Annotated in this window: 20 protein-coding genes and 1 pseudogene; 7 read left to right on the top strand and 14 right to left on the bottom strand. The window is 60.0% G+C overall.

All coding sequences use genetic code 11. The features are described from left to right. Positions 1-84 precede the first annotated feature (84 nt). From F0M18_RS14795 to F0M18_RS14775, 5 genes are all read left to right on the top strand, one after another. Positions 85-642, top strand: a complete 558-nt coding sequence (locus F0M18_RS14795; RefSeq protein ID WP_149612224.1) for a hypothetical protein — start codon at positions 85-87, stop codon at positions 640-642. A 512-nt stretch (positions 643-1,154) separates the two neighbouring features. Beyond that, positions 1,155-3,416, top strand: coding sequence for a thrombospondin type 3 repeat-containing protein (locus tag F0M18_RS14790; protein ID WP_149612223.1), 2,262 nt, complete (start codon positions 1,155-1,157; stop codon positions 3,414-3,416). Positions 3,417-4,734: 1,318 nt separating this feature from the next. After that, the gene (locus F0M18_RS14785; protein WP_149612222.1) at positions 4,735-5,895 is read left to right on the top strand and encodes an IS30 family transposase; all 1,161 of its coding nucleotides are present in this window, start codon (positions 4,735-4,737) and stop codon (positions 5,893-5,895) included. Positions 5,896-6,072: 177 nt separating this feature from the next. Continuing rightward, positions 6,073-6,621 (top strand): hypothetical protein, encoded by a 549-nt coding sequence (locus tag F0M18_RS14780; RefSeq protein ID WP_149612221.1) that lies wholly within the window; start codon positions 6,073-6,075, stop codon positions 6,619-6,621. A 24-nt stretch (positions 6,622-6,645) separates the two neighbouring features. Continuing rightward, entirely contained in the window at positions 6,646-7,077 is a 432-nt protein-coding gene (locus F0M18_RS14775) for a hypothetical protein (RefSeq protein WP_149612220.1), read from the top strand. Between the two features lie 163 nt (positions 7,078-7,240). On the opposite strand, the pseudogene F0M18_RS20200 reads toward F0M18_RS14775, so the two are convergent. From F0M18_RS20200 to F0M18_RS14750, 5 genes and pseudogenes are all read right to left on the bottom strand, one after another. Continuing rightward, positions 7,241-7,300, bottom strand: a pseudogene (locus F0M18_RS20200) (rubredoxin); the annotation flags it as partial. A 68-nt stretch (positions 7,301-7,368) separates the two neighbouring features. Next, the gene (locus tag F0M18_RS14765) at positions 7,369-7,596 is read right to left on the bottom strand and encodes a hypothetical protein (RefSeq protein ID WP_149612219.1); all 228 of its coding nucleotides are present in this window, start codon (positions 7,594-7,596) and stop codon (positions 7,369-7,371) included. Positions 7,597-7,811: 215 nt separating this feature from the next. Next, positions 7,812-8,891 (bottom strand): MBL fold metallo-hydrolase, encoded by a 1,080-nt coding sequence (locus F0M18_RS14760; protein ID WP_149612218.1) that lies wholly within the window; start codon positions 8,889-8,891, stop codon positions 7,812-7,814. A 74-nt stretch (positions 8,892-8,965) separates the two neighbouring features. Next, a complete protein-coding gene (locus tag F0M18_RS14755) occupies positions 8,966-10,819 on the bottom strand; it encodes a DUF3604 domain-containing protein (protein WP_149612217.1) in 1,854 nt (617 codons plus the stop codon). A gap of 145 nt (positions 10,820-10,964) precedes the next feature. Then, a complete protein-coding gene (locus tag F0M18_RS14750) occupies positions 10,965-12,545 on the bottom strand; it encodes an AMP-binding protein (protein WP_149612216.1) in 1,581 nt (526 codons plus the stop codon). Positions 12,546-12,794: 249 nt separating this feature from the next. Here F0M18_RS14750 and ggt point away from each other — a divergent pair, with 249 nt between their 5' ends. Beyond that, the gene (ggt, locus tag F0M18_RS14745) at positions 12,795-14,612 is read left to right on the top strand and encodes a gamma-glutamyltransferase (protein ID WP_149612404.1); all 1,818 of its coding nucleotides are present in this window, start codon (positions 12,795-12,797) and stop codon (positions 14,610-14,612) included. Between the two features lie 18 nt (positions 14,613-14,630). Here ggt and F0M18_RS14740 read toward each other — a convergent pair whose 3' ends face one another. From F0M18_RS14740 to F0M18_RS14730, 3 genes are all read right to left on the bottom strand, one after another. Then, the gene (locus F0M18_RS14740; protein ID WP_262500965.1) at positions 14,631-15,491 is read right to left on the bottom strand and encodes an SDR family oxidoreductase; all 861 of its coding nucleotides are present in this window, start codon (positions 15,489-15,491) and stop codon (positions 14,631-14,633) included. Between the two features lie 47 nt (positions 15,492-15,538). Next, a complete protein-coding gene (locus tag F0M18_RS14735) occupies positions 15,539-16,582 on the bottom strand; it encodes an alpha/beta hydrolase (RefSeq protein WP_149612215.1) in 1,044 nt (347 codons plus the stop codon). A gap of 152 nt (positions 16,583-16,734) precedes the next feature. Continuing rightward, positions 16,735-17,415, bottom strand: a complete 681-nt coding sequence (locus tag F0M18_RS14730; RefSeq protein WP_149612214.1) for a DUF3313 family protein — start codon at positions 17,413-17,415, stop codon at positions 16,735-16,737. 124 nt (positions 17,416-17,539) lie between these two features. Here F0M18_RS14730 and F0M18_RS14725 point away from each other — a divergent pair, with 124 nt between their 5' ends. After that, positions 17,540-19,156, top strand: coding sequence for a long-chain fatty acid--CoA ligase (locus tag F0M18_RS14725; protein ID WP_149612213.1), 1,617 nt, complete (start codon positions 17,540-17,542; stop codon positions 19,154-19,156). Positions 19,157-19,179: 23 nt separating this feature from the next. On the opposite strand, the gene F0M18_RS14720 is transcribed toward F0M18_RS14725, so the two are convergent. The 6 genes from F0M18_RS14720 to F0M18_RS14695 all read right to left on the bottom strand — a co-directional run bounded on the left by F0M18_RS14720 (position 19,180) and on the right by F0M18_RS14695 (position 25,503). Then, positions 19,180-19,998 carry an inositol monophosphatase family protein gene (locus F0M18_RS14720; RefSeq protein WP_149612212.1) on the bottom strand — a complete coding sequence of 273 codons (819 nt, stop codon included), beginning with the start codon at positions 19,996-19,998 and terminating at the stop codon, positions 19,180-19,182. After that, positions 19,985-20,281 (bottom strand): antibiotic biosynthesis monooxygenase family protein, encoded by a 297-nt coding sequence (locus F0M18_RS14715; RefSeq protein WP_149612211.1) that lies wholly within the window; start codon positions 20,279-20,281, stop codon positions 19,985-19,987. The genes F0M18_RS14720 and F0M18_RS14715 overlap by 14 nt, the downstream gene beginning before the upstream one ends. A 19-nt stretch (positions 20,282-20,300) precedes the next feature. Beyond that, complete coding sequence (locus F0M18_RS14710; protein WP_149612210.1) at positions 20,301-21,890, bottom strand: ABC transporter ATP-binding protein; 1,590 nt, start codon at positions 21,888-21,890, stop codon at positions 20,301-20,303. Further along, positions 21,890-22,777: an ABC transporter permease gene (locus F0M18_RS14705; protein WP_149612209.1), complete on the bottom strand. Its 888-nt coding sequence runs from the start codon at positions 22,775-22,777 to the stop codon at positions 21,890-21,892. Before F0M18_RS14705 ends, F0M18_RS14710 begins: the two co-directional genes overlap by 1 nt. A 1-nt stretch (position 22,778) precedes the next feature. Next, a complete protein-coding gene (locus F0M18_RS14700; protein ID WP_149612208.1) occupies positions 22,779-23,711 on the bottom strand; it encodes an ABC transporter permease in 933 nt (310 codons plus the stop codon). A gap of 148 nt (positions 23,712-23,859) precedes the next feature. After that, entirely contained in the window at positions 23,860-25,503 is a 1,644-nt protein-coding gene (locus F0M18_RS14695) for a peptide ABC transporter substrate-binding protein (protein WP_149612207.1), read from the bottom strand. Positions 25,504-25,679: the final 176 nt, after the last annotated feature.

Below are 25,679 nucleotides of genomic sequence, written 5' to 3'. Positions count from 1 at the left end.
CGCTTTCGCCTATCAGCGGGCCTGCTTGACCGCTGCATGTCTCAGCGGCACCCTGTTGCTAACTTTGAGAAGCGTATAGCTGTAATGACCCAACACGAATATGTATTTGTTGCCGTCTCTATCATCCTGGGCCTTGCGATCACGAGACTGCTGCACCATGTCGCCATCTTGGTCCGCGTCCACACGCGTGTAACATTCCACTGGCCCACCGCGATTTGGGCGCTAAGTGTAATGGCGTTCATCCTGCAGTTCTGGTGGGTAGGCTGGGGGCTACGCGAAGTGGAGGAGTGGGGTTTCGTAGATTTCCTTATCTTGGTACTGGGAGGAATCTTTATCTATGGTGCTTCAGAGATGGCACTGCCCGTACCCGACGACGATGGCGACGATGATGAGCTCGATTTCCTTAGGCACAGCGAGGGATTCGGGCGCCTCTCAGCGCTATCGATGGCGATTTACCTGTGTATAGGGCCCTACGTCAATCTCGCAATTGCACAGACTACGGCGCCACTGCCGTTGATACTGGCTATCCCAGCCATTGGCATTGCCATCACTGTATTGATGATTTTCGTGCCCCGCGCCTTCACATGGTTATCTCCTCTGTTCGCCGTGTACTCCGTAGTAGTCCTCTGGTTGACAGCATGAAAAGACCATTTTGACCCCGAAGTAGATCTCTACCCTGGCCCTAATCATCTGCAGCACTCGTCCCTGATGAGGTGGAAGCCGACACTGCTGGATACCAGCGGTTCGAGAGTGGGATAAGGGGATAGAGGGGATAAGGGGCCGGAGGAAATATTTGTTAAGCATCTGCTCACATCTACTCTCACTTTGGAGCAGAAAAACGTTACATATGAAAATGTGGGCAAAGGAGTGTGGCACGCTGTGACGCCCCATAATGGATCTGCCGGAGCTACCCCGCCACCTAGTATAGCATGCCCGGGGGCAGCCACTCTAATGTGAGTAGGAGATGGTTAAAAAAACTCCACCGTTCCCTTTTGCAGGCTCGGTGTTTTCGATCTATATTAGCTATGGCTAAGTAAAGCGCCAAAACGGTTTTATGGAGGAAGCACAGCGTGCACACTAACGATTCGCCCAGTTACAGGGGCAAAGACTCTCGCCAATTTGCCCCGGCAACACTGAGTCGCTGGGCATCGACGATGCTACGGTCCTGTTGTCTGGTGGCCCTCGGCACCGCTTGCTACGTGAATCCGGCACATTCGCAGCTGACGCCAACTCCGACGATCACCGTCGACGCCTTTGATGAAAACGGTGTAGCCGTTGTGGCTCAGGTTTACCGGCGTTCCACCGACGTGCGGGCAGTCAGCGTACAAAATGGGCTTCTCAACACGCTCAATTACAACAACACGAACGGCACCTTGTTTGGAGTAGCATCACCGGGTGGTGATTACATAGGCGATGGTTTTTCTGGCTCTAATCAATCGCTCCCGGCGCTCCCGGGCCCAGGCGGATTCGACCCGCTCTACCAGAACTCCGGCAACGGGCGGGCAAGCAATGGCCCGCAGGGGGGAGCTGGCATTGGGGAGTCCTACGTAACCTTTTATGGCGCCGGTGGTGCCAGAGGAGAAAACTACGGGCGGATCGAGATCACCAGGATTCTTTCCGGTTCCGCGTTGGATGCGAGCGGTCGGCGCCTGGTCTTCGAAAGGATCGAAGAGCCCGATCTGCCGGCTTGCGCACAGTCGAAGATCCGCGGTCGCCAATTTGTGTTCGTCTGGAAAGCGGAGCTCCCCGCCTACGACTACTACATTCCTGAACCCTGCACCTACAACGTCGTGGTGCGGGCTATCTACCGCAGCGTGCCGGACGGCACGGATACAGACGGCGACGGCCTGCCCGACGCCAGCGACAACTGCCCGAGCATAGCTAACGAATGGCAGCGAGACGCTGACCAGGACGGCTTCGGTGACGTCTGCGACAATGCCTACGTCTATGACAGCGACGAGGACGGCGTGGATGACGCCGTCGACAACTGCCCATATCGCGACAATGCCGGTCAGGAGGACCTCGACGGCGACGGGCTGGGTGACCGCTGCGATGCAGATATCGATGGCGACGGGCATGTCGGTCCACTGGTTCAAAACGATCGTGTACCGGGTGCTTTCCAGAACAACTATCTGAGAGGCCTTGGCCTGGGTCGCACCGACAACTGCCCGCGTACCTTCAATCCGGACCAGGCCGATAGCGATGGCGACAATTTCGGCGACGCCTGCCAATTCGACCGTGACGGTGATGGGCTCAACAACGATTTCGACAACTGCCCCAGCCACTTCAACCCCGACCAGGCCGACTCCGACGGCAACGGGGTGGGCGACCTCTGTGAGAACGACGTCGATGGCGATCACGTCTACACCATTCCCGGCACACAGGTCATCGACAACTGTCCGAATGTTTACAACATCATCCAGACCGATACCGATGGAGACGGCGTCGGTGACGCCTGTGAAGTGGATTTGGACGGCGACGGTGACGGCGTCGACGACACAGTAGACAACTGCCCCAGCGCACCCAATGCCGACCAGAGCGACAGCGATGCGGATGGTGTTGGTGACGCCTGCGAGGTATCTCCCGATCAAGATAATGACCAGATCGCGGATCCTGAAGACAACTGTCCGCTGGTAGCGAACCCGATGCAGGACGATGTAGACGACGATGGCGTCGGTGATGCCTGCGACGACGATGCTGACAACGACGGCGTGTCCGACAATGAAGATAACTGTCCAACGGCCTTCAATGCGCTGCAGGAAGACTTGGACGGGGACGGCATCGGCGATGCCTGTGACGCGGACAACGACAACGACGCCATCAGCGATGTCGACGACAACTGTCCGCTGGTTGCGAACCCGGGCCAGGACGATGCGGACGGCGATGGCATCGGCGATGTCTGTGACGACGATGCTGACAACGACGGCATCAGCGATGAAGACGATAACTGCCCCGCCACCTTCAACCCCGAGCAGACCGACAGCAACGGGGACGGTCGCGGCGACGCCTGCTTCGCTGATGCCGACAGCGATGGCGTCGAGGACAGCCTGGACAACTGTCCCGCGGTGATGAACTCCTCGCAGCAGGACTTCGACGGCGATGGCGCCGGTGATGCCTGCGACGAGGACGTGGACAGCGACGGCGTTCTGGGCGCGACCGACCAGTGCGAATTTACTATACCCGGTGCCGCGGTTGATCGGGAGAACGGCTGCTCCGTTGAGCAAGCCTGCCCGTGCGGTTCGCCCCGCGGAGAGACCGAGCCTTGGCGCAACAAGGGCACGTATGTGCGCTGCAATATCCGTGCTTCGCGAGGCCTGTTTGAGCAGGGGATTGTCGATTCCCGTGAGAAGGCCAGGCTGGTGGTCGGCGCGGCGAAAAACGACTGTGGCCGCCGGGCTCGTCGCTGGCAGCGATGAAGGGGACGGCGAAGAAACTATGGGAAATATAAATAGGGTGTCGAGGTAACTGATCATCCAGAGAATGGTCGCGGAACCTGACTAAGGTCGTGGATGCAGGCTGGCACAGTGCCTGCGGTCAGTCCTTGGATTGCTGGTCTTGTAGATGATTCTTGTTGACCTTCGAAACCCGGCTCGAACAACTCTACACCGACGAATTCTCTAGTGGCTTCCTTGCTGGTGTAGGGCTTTTGTGCCGGAAACCTTCCCAACGAAAAGCGGCAAGGTCTCAGGTGGAGCTCTGGTCGGTGGTTCGCTGCGGTGGGCTCTAATACCTATCGTTCTAAAATAAAACGGAACGGCAATAACGAGGTGATAGCGGTCGGACATAAACACTACTGGTCGATCAAGGCGTTTCCGCGGAAACGTCTGCTTTCGCCTAGAGGGGGACATTCGGGTTAACCAAATTGAAGGTCATGTTATAAATTCTGAGCACGAGCGCCCCAAGCCAAAAATGACTTCCCAATGGCCCGTAACTTAGAGAACAATAGAGCATGTCAATCTGAATCGAGAAATCTGGTGGCTTACATGGTGATTAGAACGGTATTAGCATTTTTGCTTTCATTAGGCGCTCAACTCACATGGGCTGCAGTAACCGTCAACATTTTTGAGCAGGGGGGCGAGGTTGTTGCAGAAGCAAGCGGTACGATCGATACAGCAGGTCTTACTGGCCCCAGCCCGGGAGGTGAGCCATCTGGATTGCTTAATGATGGAACTACATTTATTGCAATTCTGGGTAACGTGCCACGATCTGTGTATGACGTCACCTTCTCTAGCGCCGCGCCTTTTGGCCCGCCAGTCTTTGCCGGTGCGGACTCTTCCTCGGGGCAGTCTTTCGGTATAGATGTCTCGGCCATCGACGGCGGCATATTCTTACCTGACGCCTATGTATCTGGAGCGCCCATCACTGGTAGGTCTACTTGGACGGGGCAAACTCTCGCAGGGTTAAATTTGTCCCCGGGAACTTACTCTTTTGCCTGGCCCGGTGATGCTGTGACATATATCATCAGTAATACCCCTCCCGATACTTCGCCCTCCGATACTGTGCAATCAGTACCAACAATGCCTCTCTGGACTACGATACTTCTGGTGATACTGATGACTACAGTTGCACAGAGATTTGCGAGAAAAATACTGCAGGGTATGGAGCCTCGCGGGTGACAGTAAACGGACATACAAGCACATGAAATATAGCCAATGCTAATGCCCTCTTTGAGGTGCGGATTCAAACGGTCGACGCAACATTCTAATCTCTTAGCTTGGAGAAGGAGTGGTGCACATGAAACAAAGAACTCGGATTTACTACAGCGAAGCTGACAAGGTCGAGATGTGGAATCGATGGCAAGCAGGTGAGTCGATGCACGACATCGCCCGCTCTTTCGGTCGGCACCACCCGTCGATAAGTCGCATACTCACTGAGAATGGAGGGTTCCGGCCGCCGCCCAGGGTTCGGTCCCCACGCTGTCTATCGCTCGAAGAGCGTGAAACTATCTCCAGGGGTTTGGCCTGCGGTTCTTCACTCAGGTCTATTGCCACAGAGCTTGGCCGTTCTCCCTCCAGCGTCAGCCGCGAAGTTCAACGCAATGGCGGTCGCGCTGGCTACAGAGCCAATCGAGCAGACGAGGCCGCTTGGGCGCGAGCAAAGCGCCCTAAACCGTGTAAGCTACAGGGCAAGCCTCGGCTGATCAGGGCTATTTCGGCGAAGCTAGAGCAACAGTGGTCTCCCGAACAAATTGCCGGCTGGTTGAGACGAGAATATCCGGGCAACGAGTACTTCCATGTGTCACATGAGACGATCTACAAGAGCCTGTTCATACAAGCTCGAGGGGTGTTGAAGAAGGAACTCATGTCGCATTTGCGGAGAGAACGAACCATCCGCCGCCCACGGCGTAATACGCTCAAAAACAAGGGGCTTGGTCAGATACCCGATGCGGCTACTATTCGAGAAAGGCCCGCTTCAGCTGAGGATCGGGCAGTACCAGGTCATTGGGAGGGCGATCTGATTGCTGGAAGCAACGGAAGCCATATCGCAACGCTGGTTGAGCGACATACACGCTATGTCATGCTGGCAAAGGTACCAAGTAAAGATACGGAAACAGTGGTCGATGCCTTGATAAAGCAAGCCAGGAAGCTACCAGCAGATCTCTACAAAACGCTGACCTGGGATCGTGGCACAGAGATGAAAGGCCACAAAAAGTTCTCCTTGGCGACAGACATAAAGGTTTACTTCTGCGACCCCAAGAGCCCCTGGCAACGCGGTTCAAATGAGAATACAAACGGACTGCTCAGACAGTACTTCCCGAAGGGTACGGATTTATCTGTTCACTCCCAGGCTGAACTGAATCGCGTAGCTAGGCAGCTAAATACTCGCCCACGGAAGACCTTGGACTATGAAACACCAGCTGCTAGATTTGAGGCATGTGTTGCTTCGACCGTTTGAATCCGCAGGTGAAAGCGGACATTAAGCGCCCCAGGGTTCCAAAGTCCGCTTTCGCCTAGTAGCAGCCAGAATTTTAGAGCCCGGCATCTGTCTCTTGGGTTGGCTTGTAGTTCTTTGTGTGCTCCTTTAAAGTCCTGTTACAAACTATTCGCAACACAGAAATCTCACAGGTATCAAATGCGCGATTTTGGAGCCAGATTATTCTTGTCCTTTGCGGCGTTGCTCTTCGTCGGACAGTCGTTTGCCGATACACCATCGCTCTCCTTGCGATATGGGCAGATTACGGGAATTGAGGTCACGACCAAGGAATCCGCAGTAGCCCGAAACGCAATCATTGGTGGCGTTATTGGGGTAATAGTTGATGATAGTTTATCTGGGGCACTTGGTGGAGCTACTGCAGGCTTTTTAGTAACTTCGATTATAGAGGCCGATCGCCGAGTCTACCTCTATACGATTCGCATGAGTGATGGTGAGAGTATTGCAATTGCTGTTGAACGACCTGATCTGGCGATAGGTCACTGTGCAGCGCTCGAGCAAGATGGCAAACACAATAATCTAAGACCTGTGTCTTCAATTCACTGTGAACAAGAAGGCACCGAGGAACACCAGGACCACCGGTTAGAGATTGCCAGGAAATGTAAAGCTGCGAGAGACCAGCTCTCAATTGGGGGTAGTTCCCAAGTAATCGATCAGGCGCTGCACGATATGCGTGCTTACTGTGACTAAGCCTAGCTTAGAGGTATATATGATATGAAGTTCCGCATTTATGCCTTGTTGGCATCCCTATTACTCACGGCCTGCACAGGGAGTACGGTTACCTCGGTTGATAAGCATGGGGGCAACGTTTATGCATTACCGGCAGCGGTAGTCGATCGTATGCTTGTCGATGCAATGTCGGCAGAGATTCCCAAAGGCGAGCTGAGCAGAGGCTCTATGAATTATCCGAGCTACAGCGGAGATGTGATGTGGGGAGCAATTGATACCGACACTATAACGGCAGTAGCGAGACCCGCAGTTGGCCGCAAAATCGACGGGACAGAGGTCGATGGTTTTGTTTTTGAAGTATCCCGATATGGTACGGCGCCTGCCTCGGGGAAACCCACAGCTAAAAGAATACATGCCAAACTGCAAGCGGATGCCGAACTCACGGGTACCGGTGCCGCGTTTGTCAGATTTAAGTAGGATTCGGCAAAGTCTCCTAGATTCCTATCGTCTGCTTTGAGGTGATAGCGGTCCTCAACCCATATACGCGGGCACTATTGTTTCGGTACCGACCAATGCCCATGGCGATTGGTTGAAGGATCTAGATCTCCATGAAATCAGCTTTGCTGGCTCCGCATTCCGGTCAGCACCAGTCGTCCGGAATGTCCTTAAATCTCGTTCCCGGGGGAATTCCCTCCTCGGGCTAGCCCTTTTCTTTGTCGTAAACAAAAGTGCAGAACGAACGCTGCCACTGTTTCATACCCTGTGCCCCTATCGCTGGTGAAAGTTGCGGTGCAGTTCGATATTTGCGGGCGTCATGGTGAAAGCCGTTTGATAGCTGACATCGTGCGCATTCAGTTGATCGTATTTCAGGTACCAAACTTTGTGCATCTTATGGAAGGGTAAGGGGGGATAGAGGTGATGAATAAGATGGTAGTTGTGGTACACCAAAGGCGGCGTGAGCAACCACTCCCAGACCATACACATGGTGGATGCCATGTAGGGGTCTTCCTGCCGTGACGATGTCTATTTGGGTAAGGCTGCTCTTTACATGCGCAACAGCGACGTGAGCGTAAACGACGTCTCCGAACTCCTCGGCTTCAGCGGTCCAGCGAATTTCCGCCGAACGTTCAAACGATGATCCGGGATAACACCCGGTGAGTACCGGGAAAAACATCGCCGGAATGACGACTGCTAAGCAATGCAGCAAAGGCTTACTCGTCGTAGTCCGCGGTTTCCGGAATTTGCTGGTACCAGTCCACGCCGTGCTCGTCGCGGGTGCAGGTGATCCTGCCCCTGCCAAGCAGGCAGTTCAGGTGAGCCAGTGTCTCCCCGGTGGCCAGGCTGATATTGCCGGCGTCGATCTTGCGTTTGAACAGGGCCGGGAAGCAGTCCACCGCGCGGCAGGGCTGCTCCATAAAGTTGAACAGCTTGATCAGGTCCTGCTTGTGCGCCTCGATGATCTGGCTCAGGCGCACATGCAGGCCCATGAAGGGGGCCTCGTGCGCAGGGAGTACCAGCAGGTCATCGGGCAGGACGTCGCGTATTACCGCCTGTGAACGCAGCCACTCTTTCAGCGGGTCGCCCTTGGGCTCGGTGGGAAACACACTCACGTTCGGCGAAATGCGCGGCAGAATCTGGTCCCCTGAGATCAACAGTTTCAGGCCGGGGCAGTACAAGGCCACGTGTTCGGGGGAATGGCCGCGGCCGACAATGACCTGCCAGTAGTGCTCCCCGATGGTGATGGTTTCCCGGTTCACCAGGCGTCGGAAACTGTCTGGCAGCGGGTGTATGGCGCGGCCGAAGTTACCGAACCGCTGTTTGTAGTGTTCCAGCCACTCTTCCTTCCACCCGGCAGCGCGATAGAACCGCAGGGCCACATCGGGCGCGGCGCGTCCGGTGTCCGCGGCCATGGCACGGCACATCAGGAACTCTTCACGCGACATCCACAGCTCGCAGTTGAAGCGTTCGCACAGCCATCCGGCCAGGCCGACGTGGTCGGGATGCAGGTGGGTGCAGATCACACGCTTGACCGGCTTCCCCTGCATGAAGCCCTGGAACAGGTGCTCCCAGGTTTCCCTGGCACTGTCTATGCCCAGGCAGGAGTCGACGACGGTCCAGCCATCGTCGTCCTCCAGCAGCCAGAGGTTGATGTGGTCCAGCGACATGGGCATGGCGAAACGCACCCAGTAAACGCCCTCGGCAATTTTCTCCGGCGTGCCGGGCTCAATGTCCGGCTTGCGACCGAAAGGGTAGCGCAGCCCGCGGTAGGCTTCTTCTGTATGGCTCAGCATGTGTGATCCGTTAGTCCAGGCAGTCGCACATGGTCACGCTTCGGCCGCGCACTGTCCAGACTTGCATTCTGTGATCAGGGGCGATACCAGATTGCGGAAGTCACCGCCCGTTCCTGCAGGCTGCCGGGTACCGGCGCTTCCAGGCCCAGCGCCCTGGCGTCAAAGGTCGTCCAGCGCGGCGTGGGAATCTCGATAACCCGCGCGTAGTAGAAGGACTCGACACCGGCGTCGAACTCCGGGTCGGTCCACAGCACTGCTAGCTGGTCGCTGCCGATAGTGTTGGAGTAGGTGGCATTGTCGACATCAACAGTACTGCCAATGGGTGGCACTGTGCCGTCCGCACCGGCTTCGCGCTCTCCCGACCAGGCCACGTCGAAGACTTTTTCCCGTGACAAGCCCTCAGCGTCTACCCAGCCTTTCACTACCTGTATGCGATCGAGATTGCCGCTTTGCGGGTCGCGCATGGCCCAGATGGCGAAACGCGGTGCGCCACCGGGCTGCCCGGCCAGTTCGCCACCCATGGGTACGCCACCGCTGTAGGCCCGTTCAATCCACCTGTCGCGCTGCAGTAGGTCATCGGGATATTGCCAGCCGGCAAAAAAACGCACGCTGATACGCGGGCCCGAAGTGGCGTAGGTCTCCTTGCGGCGCATGGCGTCAAACAGGCTATCGCGTGTGTTTTCCCCCGCCCACACGGCGGCGAGTCCGGCGGCGCTCCAGCGTGCGCCCCCGGGCATGCCCTCGGGTAGCCACAGCGATTGCCGCATGCGCACACCGGCGCTGGCATCCAGCAGCGGCAACTTGCCGTGGTAGTTATTCTCCTCTACCGGAGAGCTGGCATTGTGCCCGTCGGAGCTGCCGATAACGCCAAAGCGATAGGGGTTGAAGCCCTCGCTGTGGGACATTTCCAGCCCTGTGCGCAGGGCATCGCGAATGTAGCTGCCGCTGGCCCTGGAGTCGTCCTGGCTCTGCGACAGCTGGGTGTCGTAAATTTCAAAGCCGGCAAAGCTGTCCTCGTCGGAAAGCAGGGGGTGGGTTTCGGATGAGCCCTTGACCTGGAAGATTTCACTGAGTGGTTCGTTACGCATGCGCGCGCTGGCGTAATCTGCGTCCATCGCCCCACCGTCGAACATCACCCGGTCATACATGCGGCCGTCGCTGACGTTGCCGTTGTGGGGTATAGCGAAATTATCCATGCCCTGTTCCCGCTGCGCCTCCAGTGCTGCCCACAGGTCGCGCGGATCTTCGGAGTCGACCGAACTGTACGGCAGCCGGGGTACTTTGGTGCCGCGATAGATGACGTTGCGGTGCAGGTTGCGCTCCCCGGGCATTGAGGTCCATTCGTAGCCGACAAAGCTGGTGAAGTGTCCTGGCTGGTTGTGACGTTCGGCGGTGGCCACAATCTCCTGCCAGGCGGCCGCTGAAATGTCCTCCCAGCCGGGCACTGCGGCGTTTTCGAGGTCAAAGCCCCACATGCTGCGAAACTGCATCCAGGTATTCTGCAGCGGGCCGTCTTTTAAAAGGCGATCGCGCAGCTCGCGCCGGTTGAGTGGTACATCGGGTGTGGTTGCACGCAGCACGCCGAGATATTCGGAGTGATCGGTGACGGCGGCAAAATCCAGCGGTCTTTGCGCGCTGATGCCGTAGCCGGCGGCGTGGCGGATTTCGCCGCCGCGAACAAAGGTGTAGGCATCGTCCGGGGTGGCGCGCACGCCGTTGATGTAGGCATCGGTGGAGTAGCTGGTGTGAATGTGCAGGTCGCCCCAGTAGAGGTTGCGCGCTGCGTTGTAGTCGGTGGCGGGCTTTTCTGGGATGGGTTTCGCGGTGGATTCGGAGTACGGCGGGAACAGGGTGGGATCTTCGACGGGAGAGCAGGCGCCCAGCGCTGCTGCTGCGGCGATAAGGATCGCTCCCCGCTTTATCGGCATCGCTGCCGACCTGATGCTTCGGTGCTGGAGACGCAAAAGCGCCGTCCGTGGCAGCTCGGCGAAGGCCATCCATGGCCTTCGACGCTCCTGCACCGAAGCATCAGGCCGGCAGCGCTGCCTCGATCGCAAGGTCCGGAGGAGGTTCTTATCCGACACCGCGCTCGTTGCCTTCCCAGTAGCGCGCTTTCACGGCCTTCTTGTCTGGCTTGCCGACCGGGGTCAGGGGGATTCCGTCTACGAAATCTACTGATTTGGGTGCCTGCACCGACCCTTTTTTCTCTTTCACCAGCGCTTGCAATGCGGAGGCAAGCTCGGCGGATGTCTCCACGCCAGGTTTGGGTACCACCACGGCCTTCACCGCTTCGCCCCACTGCTCGTCGGGTACTCCCACCACGACAACCTGGGCGACGGCCTCGTGGGTTGCCAGTACGTCTTCCACTTCGCGCGGGAACACGTTGAAACCGCCGGTAACGATCATGTCCTTGGTGCGATCGACGATGTACAGAAAGCCATCTTCGTCGAGGCGGCCGACGTCACCTGTGTGCAGCCAGTCTCCGGCGAAGGCCTCGGCTGTCTGCTCGGGCATGTCCTTGTAGCCGGCCATCACCAGCGGCCCGCGCACGCAGATCTCGCCGGGTTCGCCGTCGGGCACGGGCTTGCCCTCGCTGTCGAGCAGGGCCATATGCACCCAGGGAGTGGGGCGGCCACAGGAGGCCAGACGCTCGGGTTTGGCGAGGTCGTGATCCTGCTTGCGCATGTTGGCGATCACCATGGGGCACTCCGACTGCCCGAAGAACTGGTAGAAGACCTGGCCCCATTTTTCCAGACCTTCCTGCAGGCGTGCGGGGCTCATGGGGGATGCGCCATAGAAGATGGTCTCCATGCTGTCCATGGAGCCGTCGGTGGCGCGCGGCGAATCCAGCAGGAAGTACAGCATCACCGGCACCAGCATCGTGCAGGTGATCCTGTGGTCGCGCACCATGTCGAAAAAGTCGTCGATGCCGAAGCCCTGCATCACGTAAAACGCGCCGCCTTTCTGCAGCACCGGTATGAAGAAAGCCGCGGCGGCGTGGGACAGCGGCGTGGCGATCAGCATGCGCAGTTCATCGGGAAATTCCCATTCCGCCATCTGGATCTGGGTCATGGTGGCACTGACCCGGTGCGGGCTCATCACGCCCTTGGGTTTGCCGGTGGTGCCGCCGGTGAAGTTCACCGAGGCGATGTCTTCCGGCCCGATGTCGGGGGCTTGCAGTGGCTGTGGCGAGAATCCGGCTGCCAGCGCGAGATAGTCTTCTCCAACCTCCGTCGGTCCGAAGGCGAGCAGGTTTCGCAGGCCGGCCACTTTTTCCTGCAGCGCTGCGGCGAGTTCACTGAAGGCGCCGGGATCGAAAATCAGGGTGTCGATTTCCGCCGCTTCCAGGACATAGGCGTGGTCGTCCAGTGAGCCCAGCGGATGCAGCGGTGTGCCAACGCAGCCATTGAGCTGCATGGCGGCGATGTTGGAGAGGACTTCCGGGCGATTGGTGGAAATGATGGCGATACGGCTGCCGACGCCCAGCCCCTTGCTCTGCAGGGCCTGCACCAGCTGGCTGGTCTGTTCGCGGACATCGCGGTAACTTGCGACCTTGTCTCCCAGGTACAGGCAGGGCTCGTCGTTGTAGCGGTTGAGACCCTCGATGAGCAGGTGTGGCATAAGCGGTTGTTGATACAGGGTGTCGGGGTTCATATCCGTCTCCACGATAATGACAACGGCTTATTGTGCCGCAATTGGGCCTGTCGGCAATGACGCCAGCGCTCGGTTGGGGCTGGATTTTTCGATCAGCCAGGCCCTGGTGTCCGGATTTCTCCTGCGGGGGCGCGCCAGGTAACTCTGCGCCTGCCCCGTCCGGTGGGAGGTGGTCTGGCGCCGGGCTCGGCGCGTAAGCACAGGTGGGCTATGATAACGCCTGCTTTTTCTGCTTACGACGGACTGATGATGAGACTACTATGCAAGATACTGGGGCTGGCCGCATTGCTGAGTCTGCTGCAGGCGTGTGCCGCAACAGAAACGCAACAGGAGGAGGTGAGCGACGTGAGCGCTGAACTGGGTGCCGGCGGCAGGCCGGTAGGTGCCAAGTGGTCGCGCAGTCCTGTCTACGGCAGCCGCGGTATGGCTGCGACAGCGCACCCGCTGGCTTCGCAGGTGGCGCTGGATATCCTCAAGGAAGGCGGCTCCGCTGTTGATGCGGCGATTGCTGCCAACGCTGCCCTGGGCCTGATGGAGCCCACCGGTAACGGCATTGGCGGTGACATTTTCGTCATTGTCTGGGACCCGAAGAGCAAACAGCTCTATGGCTATAACGGCTCCGGCCGTTCGCCCATGGGGCAGAGCCTGGCCGAGTTGCAGTCGCGTATAGACGCCATGAAGGCGCGCGGCGAACTGCCGCAAGACCACGAGGGCATCCCCTCCCACGGTCCCTTGTCGGTCTCGGTGCCGGGTACCGTTGATGGCTGGTTTGCGATTCACGAGCGTTTCGGCCGCTTGCCCATGAACCAGGTGCTGGCGCCGACCATCGACTACGCGCGCGAAGGCTTCCCGGTCACGCCTGTGATCGCTTATTACCTGGACCGTTCCTGGGCGTTTTTCTCCGAGAAATACGCCGATAGCCCGCACCTCGACAATATCCGGGACACCTGGTTCAAGGGGGGCAGCGTACCGGAGGCGGGCGACATATTCGCCAACCCGGACCTGGCAGCGACACTCGAAGCCATTGCCCTGGACGGCAGGGACGCGTTTTATCGCGGTGACCTGGCCCGCAGCATGGCCGACTATTTTGCGCCCATGGAGGGCGGGCTGGCCTACCGGGACTTCGCCGAACACCGCGGCGAGTGGGTGAGCCCCCGCAGTGTGCGCTACCGCGGCTATGACCTCTACGAACTGCCCCCCAACGGGCAGGGTTTCGCTGCCCTGCAGATGCTCTCCATCCTCAAGAACGTCGATCTGGCGCAGTGGTCACGCGGTTCCGCCGAGGTTTTTCACTACATGGTGGAAGCCAAGCGTCTCGCGTTTGAGGATATGGCGCGCTTCTACGCCGACCCGGACTTTGCCGACATACCGGTGGATGGTCTGCTCGCGGACGACTACGGTAAACAACGCTTCGCCCTGATCGACCCGTCGCAGGTGACCGCCGACGTTGGTCCGGGCGAGCCCAAACTGGAAGGCGAAGGGGATACCACCTATCTCACCGTGGCCGACGAGAACGGCATGATGGTGTCACTGATCCAGTCCAATTACCGGGGCATGGGCTCCGGCATGGTGCCGGACGGATTGGGGTTCATGTTGCAGGACCGTGGCGAACTTTTCTCACTGGAACCTGGCCATGCCAATGTGTACGAGCCCGGCAAACGCCCGTTTCACACGATCATCCCGGCCTTCTTGATGAAGGACGGCGAACCGGTTATGAGCTTCGGGCTGATGGGCGGAGGCATGCAGCCCCAGGGCCATGTGCAGATACTGGTAAACATGCTGGACTTCGGTATGAACGTACAGGAAGCGGGCGATGCCGCCCGGTTCATGCATGACGGGGGGCGCCAGCCCACGGGTATCGACAAGGACCCCCTGGGCGTTTTGTACCTCGAGCCGGGGGTGTCCGCCGACACTGTAGAGCGCTTGCGCGCAATGGGTCACAAGGTGGAGATAGACGACAGCGGCGTGCGCTTTGGCGGCTACCAGGCGATCAGGCTTGACCGCGAAAAAGGCAGCTATGCCGGCGCCACGGAGATGCGCAAGGACGGCACGGTAGCGGCCTGGTAGCAGGCTCGATGTGGCAGCTTATTCGGGGTAGCGAAACCCGACGCACTCCTCGGTGTATTCCCACAGGCGCTGGGCGGCGGCGTCATCCTCTGCCCAGGGCTTCGCGGGGATGCGCTTGCAGTCCTGGAAGTAGGCGCCACTGATGTTGGCGACCTCGTCGCTGGTGCACAGGTACACCGAGGTTTCCGCGCCCTTGTCGGCATTACGGAAGAAGGGTTTCAACAGCCAGTGAATGACGTCGGCAGTAAGGCCGCCGTTCTGCTTGCCGATATTGGTGGACACGGCGCCCGGGTGCAGGCAATTCACGGTGACGCCCCGGCCCTGCAGGCGTGCAGCCAGGCTGCGGGTAAAGAGGATATTGGCCAGTTTTGAACGCCCGTACACCGGAAACGTCTTGTAGCGCTGCTGCGCCTGCATATCATCGAAATCCATGCCTTTGACGAAGCTGTGCGCATCCGAAGCGACGTTGACGATACGTGCACCCGGGGCGGCGTCGAGGATCGCAGGCAGCAGCAGCCCGGTGAGCAGGAAAGGCGCGAAGTGGTTTACCGCCAGCGTTTCCTCAAAGCCGTCTTCCGTTTCCACGCGCCGGGTATTGATAAGGCCCGCATTGTTCAGCAGTACGTCCACCGGACGGCCAAGTTCGAGTACCGCCGCGCCCGCTGCGCGCACGCTGTCGAGACGACTCATGTCCATTGGCACCTGGTCGGGAGCGTGACCACCGTCGGCGACGATGCCTTCCGCCAGCGCGTTGGCCTTGTCGGGATTGCGACACAACAGGGTCAGCTGTGCGCCGCGCCCGGCCAGTTCCCGGGCTGCGCTGAGCCCTATGCCAGAGGTCGGGCCGGTAATGACCACGTGCTTGTTGCTCAGGTCCACTGCTTCAGTTCCTTGTTTCTATTGCCTGCGCGATAGTGTGCGACGTTTCACGGTGCGACACCAGTGTTGCCGCCGCCTCCCAGTTCGCTGTCGAAGAAGCGCGCGATCACCTGGAACAGGTGTTCGGACTCGGGCAGGTCGGTGTCGGCAAAGAAAAAGTGGTGTAAACCCTCATAAACGTGCAGGTTGGCACGAACGCCCGCGCCCACCAGGCGCTGGTGGGTTATGGCAGCCGTGCTCAGGGCGCCGTCCCGTGTGCTGGTTATCAGCAGTGTGGGCGGAAAACGTGCCAGCAGGGCCGGGTGATCCTGCGGTAGCACCAGCGGGTCACCGAGATCCTGGCCCTCAAAATAGGCCACCTCGCCATCCTCGCCCAGCGCGGTGCCAAAGGCCCTGGTGATCACGGCGGCGTCCCCGGTGCCATACTGGCCCGCCCCGGAACAGAAGATGCCGATGGCTCCGGGTTGCGGCAGGTCGTTGGCGTCGAACCAGGCCACCGACTGGGCGGTGAGCAGGCCTCCCGCAGAGCAGCCGAAGATACCGATATTCTCTGGCGCGTAGGTCTGCAACAGGTGTCGGTACACGGTGGCCACGTCTTCACTGGCCGCCGGGAAACGGTGCTCCGGCCCCTGCCGGTAGTCGACACTGATGACCTTCATGCCAGCGGTCGCGGCCACCGGTATCGATTCCAGTCGCCCGCCGCTGCGGGCGCCATAGGTAAACGCGCCGCCGTGCAGGTTGATCAGTACGCGCCCGGCATTAGCCGGGGAAATGCCCCCGGCCGGGGTGAATACCTCGGTGTAAACGCCATTGATCTCCAGCGGCGTTTCCGTCACCGGATAACGCTGTCTGGCAATCGCGATACGCGGCGCATAAAAGTGCTCATCGAGAATGGCGCGTTGCTCGGGTACGTCTCCGCTGAGGTACGCTCCCATATGCGGCGCGAGGTCTTCGCGCACGCGGGCCATCGACTGTTGTGCAGCCTCGCTGATCAGCGGCGATGGCGGCGGCGAACTGAATAGTGGCAGTACGGTGTATAGCACGGCCGTCAGGGCCGCGCCGGCAAGGAAGCCAAGGGTCAGGCGTAACACGATGCAGATTCCTCAGGGTTTTGGTGTCAGGAGGTGCTGTTTTCCGGGTGCCCTTTACGGGCACGAAATTCACCTTGATGCGGATGCCGACAGGGTCCTCGAACAGGGTGGAATAATATCCCGGTGTGAAAACCGCTGCAGCGGGTTCGCGCTCAGCCGTCTTTACCATCCTGGCTTTTGACTTCTGCCAGGTGCTCATTCAGCAGTCGCGCCCAGCGGCGCAGGATGCGATCTGCGTCGGCTTTATTGGTGACCCGGTTGGTGTAGTGGATAAAGCCGTCGTCAATCGCCTTCGGATCGACAATGCGGGCGATAATGTCGCCGGTCAAACCGTCGTACAGCTCCAGGTAAAGTGTCATCTGCCCGGATGTGGTGGTGTAGCTGCGGCTTCTGCCGGCTGACATGGTATCTGGCGCGGCGATGTCCAGGTTGACGATGGCTGGTCGCAGAATGAGCACGCCCGCACCGCCCTCTTTCACCAGGGTGTGGCCGCCCTTGGTAACGAGTTCATCGGCGAAAATCGTGGCGAATTCCTGCGCCAGCGCATCCCGGATTTTTTGCATGTCCTCGTCTGAAATACGCTCGCTGAGGGTCATGGCCTGGCGGTTCTGGTCGCGCTGCCAGTTCTTGCGGAAAGCGACATACGCCTCCAGCATCGCAATCTTGTCGTACTCGCCGAGGTCTGCGCCCGGCCGCATATAGACGGCCTCGACTTTGGTGTCGGGCACACGCGCCAGGCCGTCATGGGTAGTGTCCGGGAGTTTGTCCGCCATCACCGATGGCGTGGCCAAACAGATAGCCAAAGCGGCAACAAATTGATACAAACCTTTCATGCTTGATTTCCTGGCGAGTGGGTTCAGGGTTTGAACATAGCATAAATACACGGTCCCCGAAGTTGATGGCTGGGGCGATTGGTGGCCAGCGGTCCGGGGCACGGATTTTACAGGGAGCAATAATATGACCACTTACATGCAGGAAGACTCGCGAACCCTCATCGACATGCTGCGCTACGCGGCCAGCTATCACGCGGATGTCGAGGTGATTACCCGAGCTGTGGAAGACGGCAGCCTGCGCCGCTCCAGCTATGGCGAGGTTTACCGGCGAACCTGCCAATTGGCCAATGCCCTCGCTGCGCTGGGGCTGGGCTTCCAGGACAGAGTTGGCACCATGGCCTGGAACACCGATCGCCACCTGGAGGCCTGGTACGCCGTGGCCGGCCAGGGCGCCATCTGCCATACGGTCAATCCAAGACTCTATGCCGACCAGATCGAATACATTATCCGCCACGCGGGGGATCGCTTCCTGATGGTCGACCTGGACATATTGCCCGTGGTGCAGGGCATTGCCGATCGACTTGAATGCGTTGAAGTACTGATCGTGATGACCAGTGCCGAGCATATGCCGGCGCAACTGGACGTCCCGCAGCAGGTGTACTGTTACGAGGAACTGGTGGCAGGTCACAGTGCAGAGATGAACTGGCCCGGTTTCCCGCAGGATACCCTGTCCTCCCTGTGCTACACCTCCGGTACCACGGGAAATCCCAAGGGCGTGGCCTATACACACGCCTCCAACCTGGCGCATGCGATAAGCGCCGCGCAGCCGGATTCCATGAATCTGTCCACGGCGCAGTCGGTGCTGATGGTGGTGCCCATGTTTCATGCCAACAGCTGGGGTATCGCCTACAGCGCCCCCATGACCGGCTCCCGCCTGGTGTTGCCCGGCTCGCGCCTGGACGGCGCCAGTATCTGGGAATTGCTGGACGGCGAGCGGGTCAGTTTCTCAGCGGCGGTGCCCACCGTGTGGAACCTGTTGCTCGCCTACCTGAAAGAAACCGGCCGCGAGCTGCCCCACCTGAGCGAGGTGGTAATCGGTGGCTCAGCGGTGCCGCGCAGCATGATGGAGGTGTTTGATCGCGAGTACGGAGTGACGGTGATTCACGCCTGGGGCATGACCGAGATGAGCCCGCTGGGTTCCGTGTGTCGCTTGACGCCAGCGATGACCGAATGGGACGCGGAAAAACAGCTACAGCAACGCCTGAAGCAGGGTCGTCCACCATTTGGCGTGGAAATGCAGATCGTCGATGACAAGGGCAATGAACTGCCGCATGACGGCGAGGCCTTTGGCCGACTGCTGGTCCGCGGCCCCTGGGTGGTAGAGCGCTACTATCTCGCCGATGAGCCGGCAGTGGACGAGCAGGGTTGGTTCGACACCGGCGACGTTGCCACGATCGATGAGTACGGTTTTATGAAGATCACCGATCGCGCCAAGGATGTGATCAAGTCGGGCGGAGAGTGGATCAGTTCCGTGGACCTGGAAAACGCCGCCATGGCGCACCCTGATGTGGACCTGGCCGCGGTGATCGGGATGCCGCACCCGAAATGGGAGGAGCGGCCGTTGCTTATCGTTAAACTCAAGCCGGGGCGCGAATCCGGCAAGGCCGAGATCATCGATTTTCTCGCTGACAAGGTCGCGAGGTGGTGGCTGCCTGACGAGGTAGTGTTTGTGGAGGACATTCCGCTGACCGCCACCGGCAAGCTCAACAAGCTGGCGCTGCGCCAGCGCCACCTCGACTGATTACACCAGCGCGTGCGACGGGATTATGCTGCGCCGGCGGATGGCACCAACAGGTCGCGAGCGGTGCGCCAGGTCTGCGTATCCGCGGCAGTGAGCAGGCCGACATCGCCTGAATTCGGGCGGTACGGCCGGCCGTCGAAACGGCCCGCCCGCGCTCCCGCCTCGGTGCAGATCAGCACACCCGGGGCGTGATCCCATATCAGGGTGCGGTAGTAGAACGCGAACTGGTAAACGCCGGTTGCCAATGCGCGATAGTCGTAACCGGCGCAGCCGCTGGCCCGGGTGATACCGAGTTGCGCCGCGCCGCGTTCCGCATCGGGCTTGAGGTGCTCGGCCAGGTAGCGTGTGGAAAGGGCGCCGTTTATGTCGCACACGTCACCGTCAAAAGCCTGCAGTTCCAGTCTTTCACCGTCCAGGTAAGCGCCCGCGCCGGAATCGGCCGCGAGCATGGAGTCAGCCAGTGGGTCGTAGATCCAGGCCGCCAGCGTTGATCCCTGTTGTACCAGGCAGACCATTACCGCGAAGGGACCAAAGCCGGCGGCAAAGTTATTGGTGCCGTCCAGGGGGTCTATGACCCAGACCGGGCGCACGGAATCCAGCGCCGCCAGCACACCCGGGTCGGCGTGTACGGCCTCCTCGCCGACAACCAGTGAACCGGGCAGCAGCGCCGCCAGTTCGCGGCTCAGGCGTTCCTCGCAGGCGTGATCGGCTTCGGTAACCACGTCGTGACGGCGCTTCTCCTCGACCTGGTGATCCTGCAGGTTGCGCCACAGCGGCATGATGTCCTCGCTGGCCGCCTCGCGGATGAGCTGGATTACGCGGTGGTGATCAGGGCTGGGCATGGTCGTAATGCCGCACTACCTCGACTACGTCGACTGAATAGGACCGGTACCACCTGGTCTTACCCGCCTCCTGGGCCTGTCGGTGCAGCGGGTGGCGCTTCCAGGCGGCGATACTGTCCAGGTCGTCCCAATAAGAAATGGCGACTTCCTCGTCGCCCTGCAACCAGCTGCGGAATTCCCGGCAGCCGTGGCTGTCCAGCGCCAGCTGGCGCAGCTGCGCGGCCATACTTGCGTAGGCATCATCCAGCTGCGCGACGCGGGCGCGAAAAATCACCGCGTACATGTCGCGTCGCCAGAGAGCTTCATTCCAGCAGCGCCCTGCCGGGGATAGAGCTGAGCAGCTGCCGGGTGTAGTCCTGCTGCGGCCGCTCGAACAGTTCCTCGCCGGTACCCTGCTCCACGATCTCGCCCTTGTACAGTACCAGGATACGATCCGCCAGGTGGCGCACCACCGCCAGGTCGTGGGACACGAACAGCATGGTCAGCCCGTACTCCTTGCCCAGTTCCTGCATCAGGTCGAGTATCTGCGCCTGGATGGTGACATCCAGCGCGGACACGGGTTCATCGGCGACGATAAACTCGGGCCGCGTGGCCAGGGCGCGACCGATGGCGATGCGCTGGCGCTGGCCGCCGGAGAACTCGTGCGGGTACTTGCGTACGAAGTTGCGCGCCAGGCCCACGTCGTCCATGAGCTTGAGTACGCCACTGGCGACCGACTTGCGGTTCTCGATACCGTGCAGCAGCAGCGGCTCCGCCAGGGTGTCGAACACGGTCATGCGCGGGTTCAGTGAGGCGAAGGGATCCTGGAAGATCATCTGCATGCGCCGGCGGAACCGTTTCAGCTCGCCGCCCTCGAGGCCGGTGACGTCAGTGCCGTCGAAGTCGACCGCGCCGGAGGTCACCGGCACCAGGCGCAGGATGGAGCGGCCAATGGTGGATTTGCCGGAGCCGGATTCGCCCACCAGGCCCAGCACCTCGCCGCGCTTGATGTCGAAGCTGACATCGTTGACGGCTTTTACCGGTTCCTTGCCCTTGCCCTGTTCAAACCAGGTGCACAGGTTGCGCACGGCGATCAGGGTTTCGGGTTCGCCCGGCATGGGCGCCTTGCTGTCGGCGGGAATCGCCGCCAGCAACTTTTTGGTGTAGGGGTGCTCGGCGTGGTGGAAAATGTGCTCGGAGTCGCCGCCCTCGACGATTTTGCCCTGCTGCATGACCACGATCTGGTCGGCGATGTCGGCCACCACGGCCAGGTCGTGGGAAATGAAGATCACGCCGATATCGCGGTTTTTCTGCAGGTCCGCGATCAGTTTGAGAATCTGCGCCTGGATGGTCACGTCCAGCGCTGTGGTGGGTTCGTCGGCAATCAGCAGCTTGGGTTCGTTGATCAGCGCCATGGCGATCATTACCCGCTGGCGCATACCGCCGGAAAACTGGTGCGGGTAGTTGTCGAAGGTGGTTTCCGGGTCGCGGATACCCACTTCCTCAAGCAGCTCCAGCGCCCGTGCCCGCGCGTCCTGTTTGCTGACATCCTTGTGATAGAGCAAAGGCTCCATCAACTGTTTGCCGATGGTCATGAACGGGTTCAGGCAGGTCATCGGGTCCTGGAAGATCATGGCGATGTCGCGGCCGCGAATTTCCCGCAACTGGTCCTCGCTCATCTGCAGCAGGTCCTGGCCCTCGAACAGGGCGCTGCCGCCGTCGATGCGCCCCGGGGGCATGGGTACCAGGCCGAGCATGGAGTAGCAGGCCACGGACTTGCCGGAGCCGGATTCGCCGATGATGGCGGTGATCTTGCCGATATCCACGGAGAAGGAAATGCCGTCCACGGCGCGGTTGGTGCCCATGCGGGTGACAAAGCTTACCGCCAGGTCGTTGACTTCAAGCAGGCTCATCAGTCTTTACTCCTGCGCACGTCCAGTGCGTCGCGCAATCCGTCACCGAGGAAATTCAGCGAGAACAGGGTGATGGTCAGGGCCAGGCCGGGGAAAATCAGCAGCCAGGGGAATTCTTCCATGGTCTCGGCGCCGTAGGAAATCAGCAGGCCCCAGGAGGTTTGCGGCGGCTGGATGCCGAGGCCGAGGAAGCTCAGGAACGCCTCCAGCAGCATCACCGAGGGAATGGTCAGCGTGGTGTAGACGATGATCGGCCCCAGGGCATTGGGAATCAGGTGCCGGCGAATGATGGTCCCGGGAGGCAGGCCCAGGGAGATGGCCGCCTCCACGAATTCCTGCTGGCGCAACTGCTGCACCTGGCTGCGCATGATGCGGGCCATGGTTAGCCACTCCACCGCGCCAATGGCGAGGAACAGCAACAGGATGTTGCGCCCGAATACCACCATCAGCAGCACGATGAAAATCATGAAGGGCAGGGCGTACATGATGTCCACCAGGCGCATCATCACCGCATCCACCTTGCCGCCGACGTAGCCGGCCACGGCGCCCCAGGTGACGCCGATCAGCAGCGCCACCGAAGTGGCGATCAGGCCCACAGCCAGCGATACGCGGCCGCCATACATGATCTGTGTGAGCAGGTCGCGGCCGAAGATGTCGGTGCCCAACCAGTGTTGCGCCGAAGGCGGCGTGGCACCCAGGTCCAGGTTCTGGGCGTCGTAGGCGTAGGGCGCGATCCAGGGCGTCAGCAGGGCGATGATGGAGAAAGCGACCAGGATGATGCCGCCGGCGAGGGCCAGGCGGTTCTTGCGCAGGCGCAGCCAGGCGTCGTGCCACAGGGAGGAGCCCTGTTCCGCTTCGGCGATGTCGGTAATGATTTCGGTAGTCATCTCAATTCTCCCCGAACTGGGCGCGCAGGCGCGGGTTCATCCACGCCGCAAGGATGTCCGACAACAGGTTGAACAGGACAATCAGGGTGGAGAGGAACACGGTGGTACCGAGGATCATGGTGTAGTCGCGGTTGAAAGCGGCCTGCACGTAGAAGCGCCCCAGCCCGGGAATCTGGAAGATGGTTTCCACCACGAAGGAACCTGCCAGCAGGCCGGCGAAGGCGGGCCCGAGGAAGGCCACCACCGGAATCAGGCCGCCACGCAAACCGTGCTTCACCACTACCTGCCACTCGGGCAGGCCCTTGGCGCGGGCGGTGCGGATATAGTCCTGTGACATCACTTCCAGCATGCCGGCACGGGACAGGCGCGCGATATAGGCAGCGTAGGCGGAACCCAGGGTGATGGCGGGGAGTATCTTGTCGCCGGGTATGTCACCCCAGCCGGATACCGGCAGCCAGTCCAGGTAGATACCGAATACCAGCACCAGCAGCGGCCCCAGCAGGAAGGAGGGCATGCAGATGCCGATCATCGCCGCTGTCATCGGTATGTAGTCCTGTGCCGTATTCGGTTTCAGGGCGGCGATCACGCCGGCGATGCCGCCGATGACAACCGCGACCAGTAGTGCATAGAGCCCGAGTTCAGCCGTCACCGGCAGGCCGGCACCAATCAGTTCGTTCACGCTGCGCCCGGGATACTTGAACGAGGGCCCGAATTCGCCCTGGGCCAGGTCACCAAGGTAGGCGACATACTGCTGAAACAGTGGCAGGTCCAGCCGATACTGCGCTTCCAGCGCTGCCTTGACCTCCGGTAGCACCGCCTTTTCCGCGGAGAAGGGGCCACCCGGGGCGACACGCACCAGGAAAAAGGTCACCGTGATCACGACCAGGATCACGGGAATTGCCTGTAACAGGCGGATGCCGATAAATCGCCACATGATTAATTGGTCTCCATGGTGTCTCTGTCATTCCCGCGCAGGCGGTGGCCCGCCATCGCGGAATCCAGAGATGCTCGGGTGAAGCGAGTTGGCTTTCCGGATTCCGCGATGGCGGACCATCGCCTGCGTGGGTAAGACGAATCGTTATTCATTTCTCCGCGCCTTTGTCCCAGTCGGCATCCAGCCAGACGTACTTCAGGTTCAGCGAATCCATCAGGTTGGACGGCATGTCCCTGACGCTGGGGTGTTTGAGTTTTTTATTTGTGTAGGTATAGATGGGGAGAATGGGCATCTGCTCCATCAACAGCGTTTCCGCCTCGTAGAACAGGCGGAAGCGTTCTTCCTGGGTGTCCGCCTGCGGCGCCAGGTTCAGGATCAAATCGTCGTAGCGTGGGTTGGCGAAGCCGGTATTGTTGTTGCCGCCGTCGGTGATGAACAGGTCAAGGAAATTATTGGGGTCGACGTAGTCGCCGATCCAGCCGCGGCGGGCGATGTCGAAGTTCATGGTATCCACCGAGTCCAGGTAGACCTTCCACTCCTGGTTGGCGATGGTGATCTTGATATTCAGCACGTCCTTCCACATTTGCTGCAGGGCCACGGCGATCTTGCGGTGGCCCTCGCTGGTGTTGTAGACCAGTTCGACCTCGGGCCAGCCTTCACCGTCGGGGTAGCCGGCGTCCGCCAGCAGTGACCGCGCCAGTTCCGGGTCATAGTCGAACAGCTTCGGCGGCTGGTAGCCCATGGTACCCGGCGGGGTGATGCTGTAGGCGGGGAAATTGGATTTCTGCAGTACGGTGTCGTTGAGCTTGACCCGGTCAATAGCCAGTGACAGCGCGCGGCGCACGCGCACGTCGGTCAGCGGCTCACGGTTGGTATTGATCAGGTAGTAGTAAGTACCCAGGTAGGGCGACTGCACGTAGGGTGTGTTCTCCATCGCCTGGTAGACGGGGATTTTATCCAGCGGCACGGTTCCCGTGGTGTGCAACTGCCCAACCCGGAACATGCGTTCCTCCGAGACGATGTTTTCCGTGGGGTAGTAAACCACGCCGTTGAGCCTGACCTTGTCCCGATCCCAGTAGGTGTCGCTCTTCTCCACCACGATGCGACGGTTGAGCTTCCACTCCTTGAGATTGAAAGGACCGTTGTTGACCATGTTGCCCACCCGGGTCCACTTGGTATAGCGGTCGGTCATCTTGCCGTGCTTGAGAATGGTCTCGGGATGCACCGCGAAGGTGGAGTAGTGGTCCATCAGTTGCAGGAAGTAGGGCGTGGCTTCGTTGAGCGTGACCTGCAGGGTGCGCTCGTCCAGCGCCTTGACGCCGACCTGGCTGAAGTCCTCTATCTGCTTGCTGGCGAAGGCCTGCGCATTCACTACCGGAAACAGCATATAGGCGTACTGGTTGCCCATGGCCGGGTGCAATGCGCGATTCCAGGACCAGACATAGTCGCCGGCGGTGACGGGTTCACCGTTGGACCACTTGGCCTCGGGGTTGAGGTAGAAGGTGTAGACCCTGCCATCTTCGGAGATGTCCCAGGATTCGGCCACACCGGGCTCGGGTTCCAGCGTCCAGGGGTTTTTCACCGCCAGGCCCTCGAACAGGGAACGAACGATCTTGTTTTCCGGCACGCCGGTGACCACGTGTGGATCCAGGCCCTGGGGCTCGGAGCCGTTTCCGAAATGCAGGATACCCTCGCGGTTGCCGATCTCAACGTTGGATTCACCGCCGGTGCAGGCGGCAAGGAATGTGGTTACAAGCAGGGCGGCCAGCAGCCTGGAAACAGTGTTTATCATTCTTTAACCGGGTCAGTTATCGCGTTGGCACATTATAGGGGTAAAACAGGGCTCGGGGTGAGACGAACGGTGACTGATATCCCTCAACCGGATGCGGGGCCTGTTCATGGGGTCGGTGGTGGGCAGGCTATGCCCTTGGGGTTACACTCTTTGCAAACCGTGCACACAGGCCAACT

The sequence above is a fragment of the Pseudohalioglobus sediminis genome (assembly GCF_008370495.1).
Taxonomy (GTDB): Bacteria; Pseudomonadota; Gammaproteobacteria; order Pseudomonadales; family Halieaceae; genus Halioglobus.
Note: the sequence above shows the minus strand (reverse complement) of the source record. Positions and strands in the feature narration are given on the sequence as shown.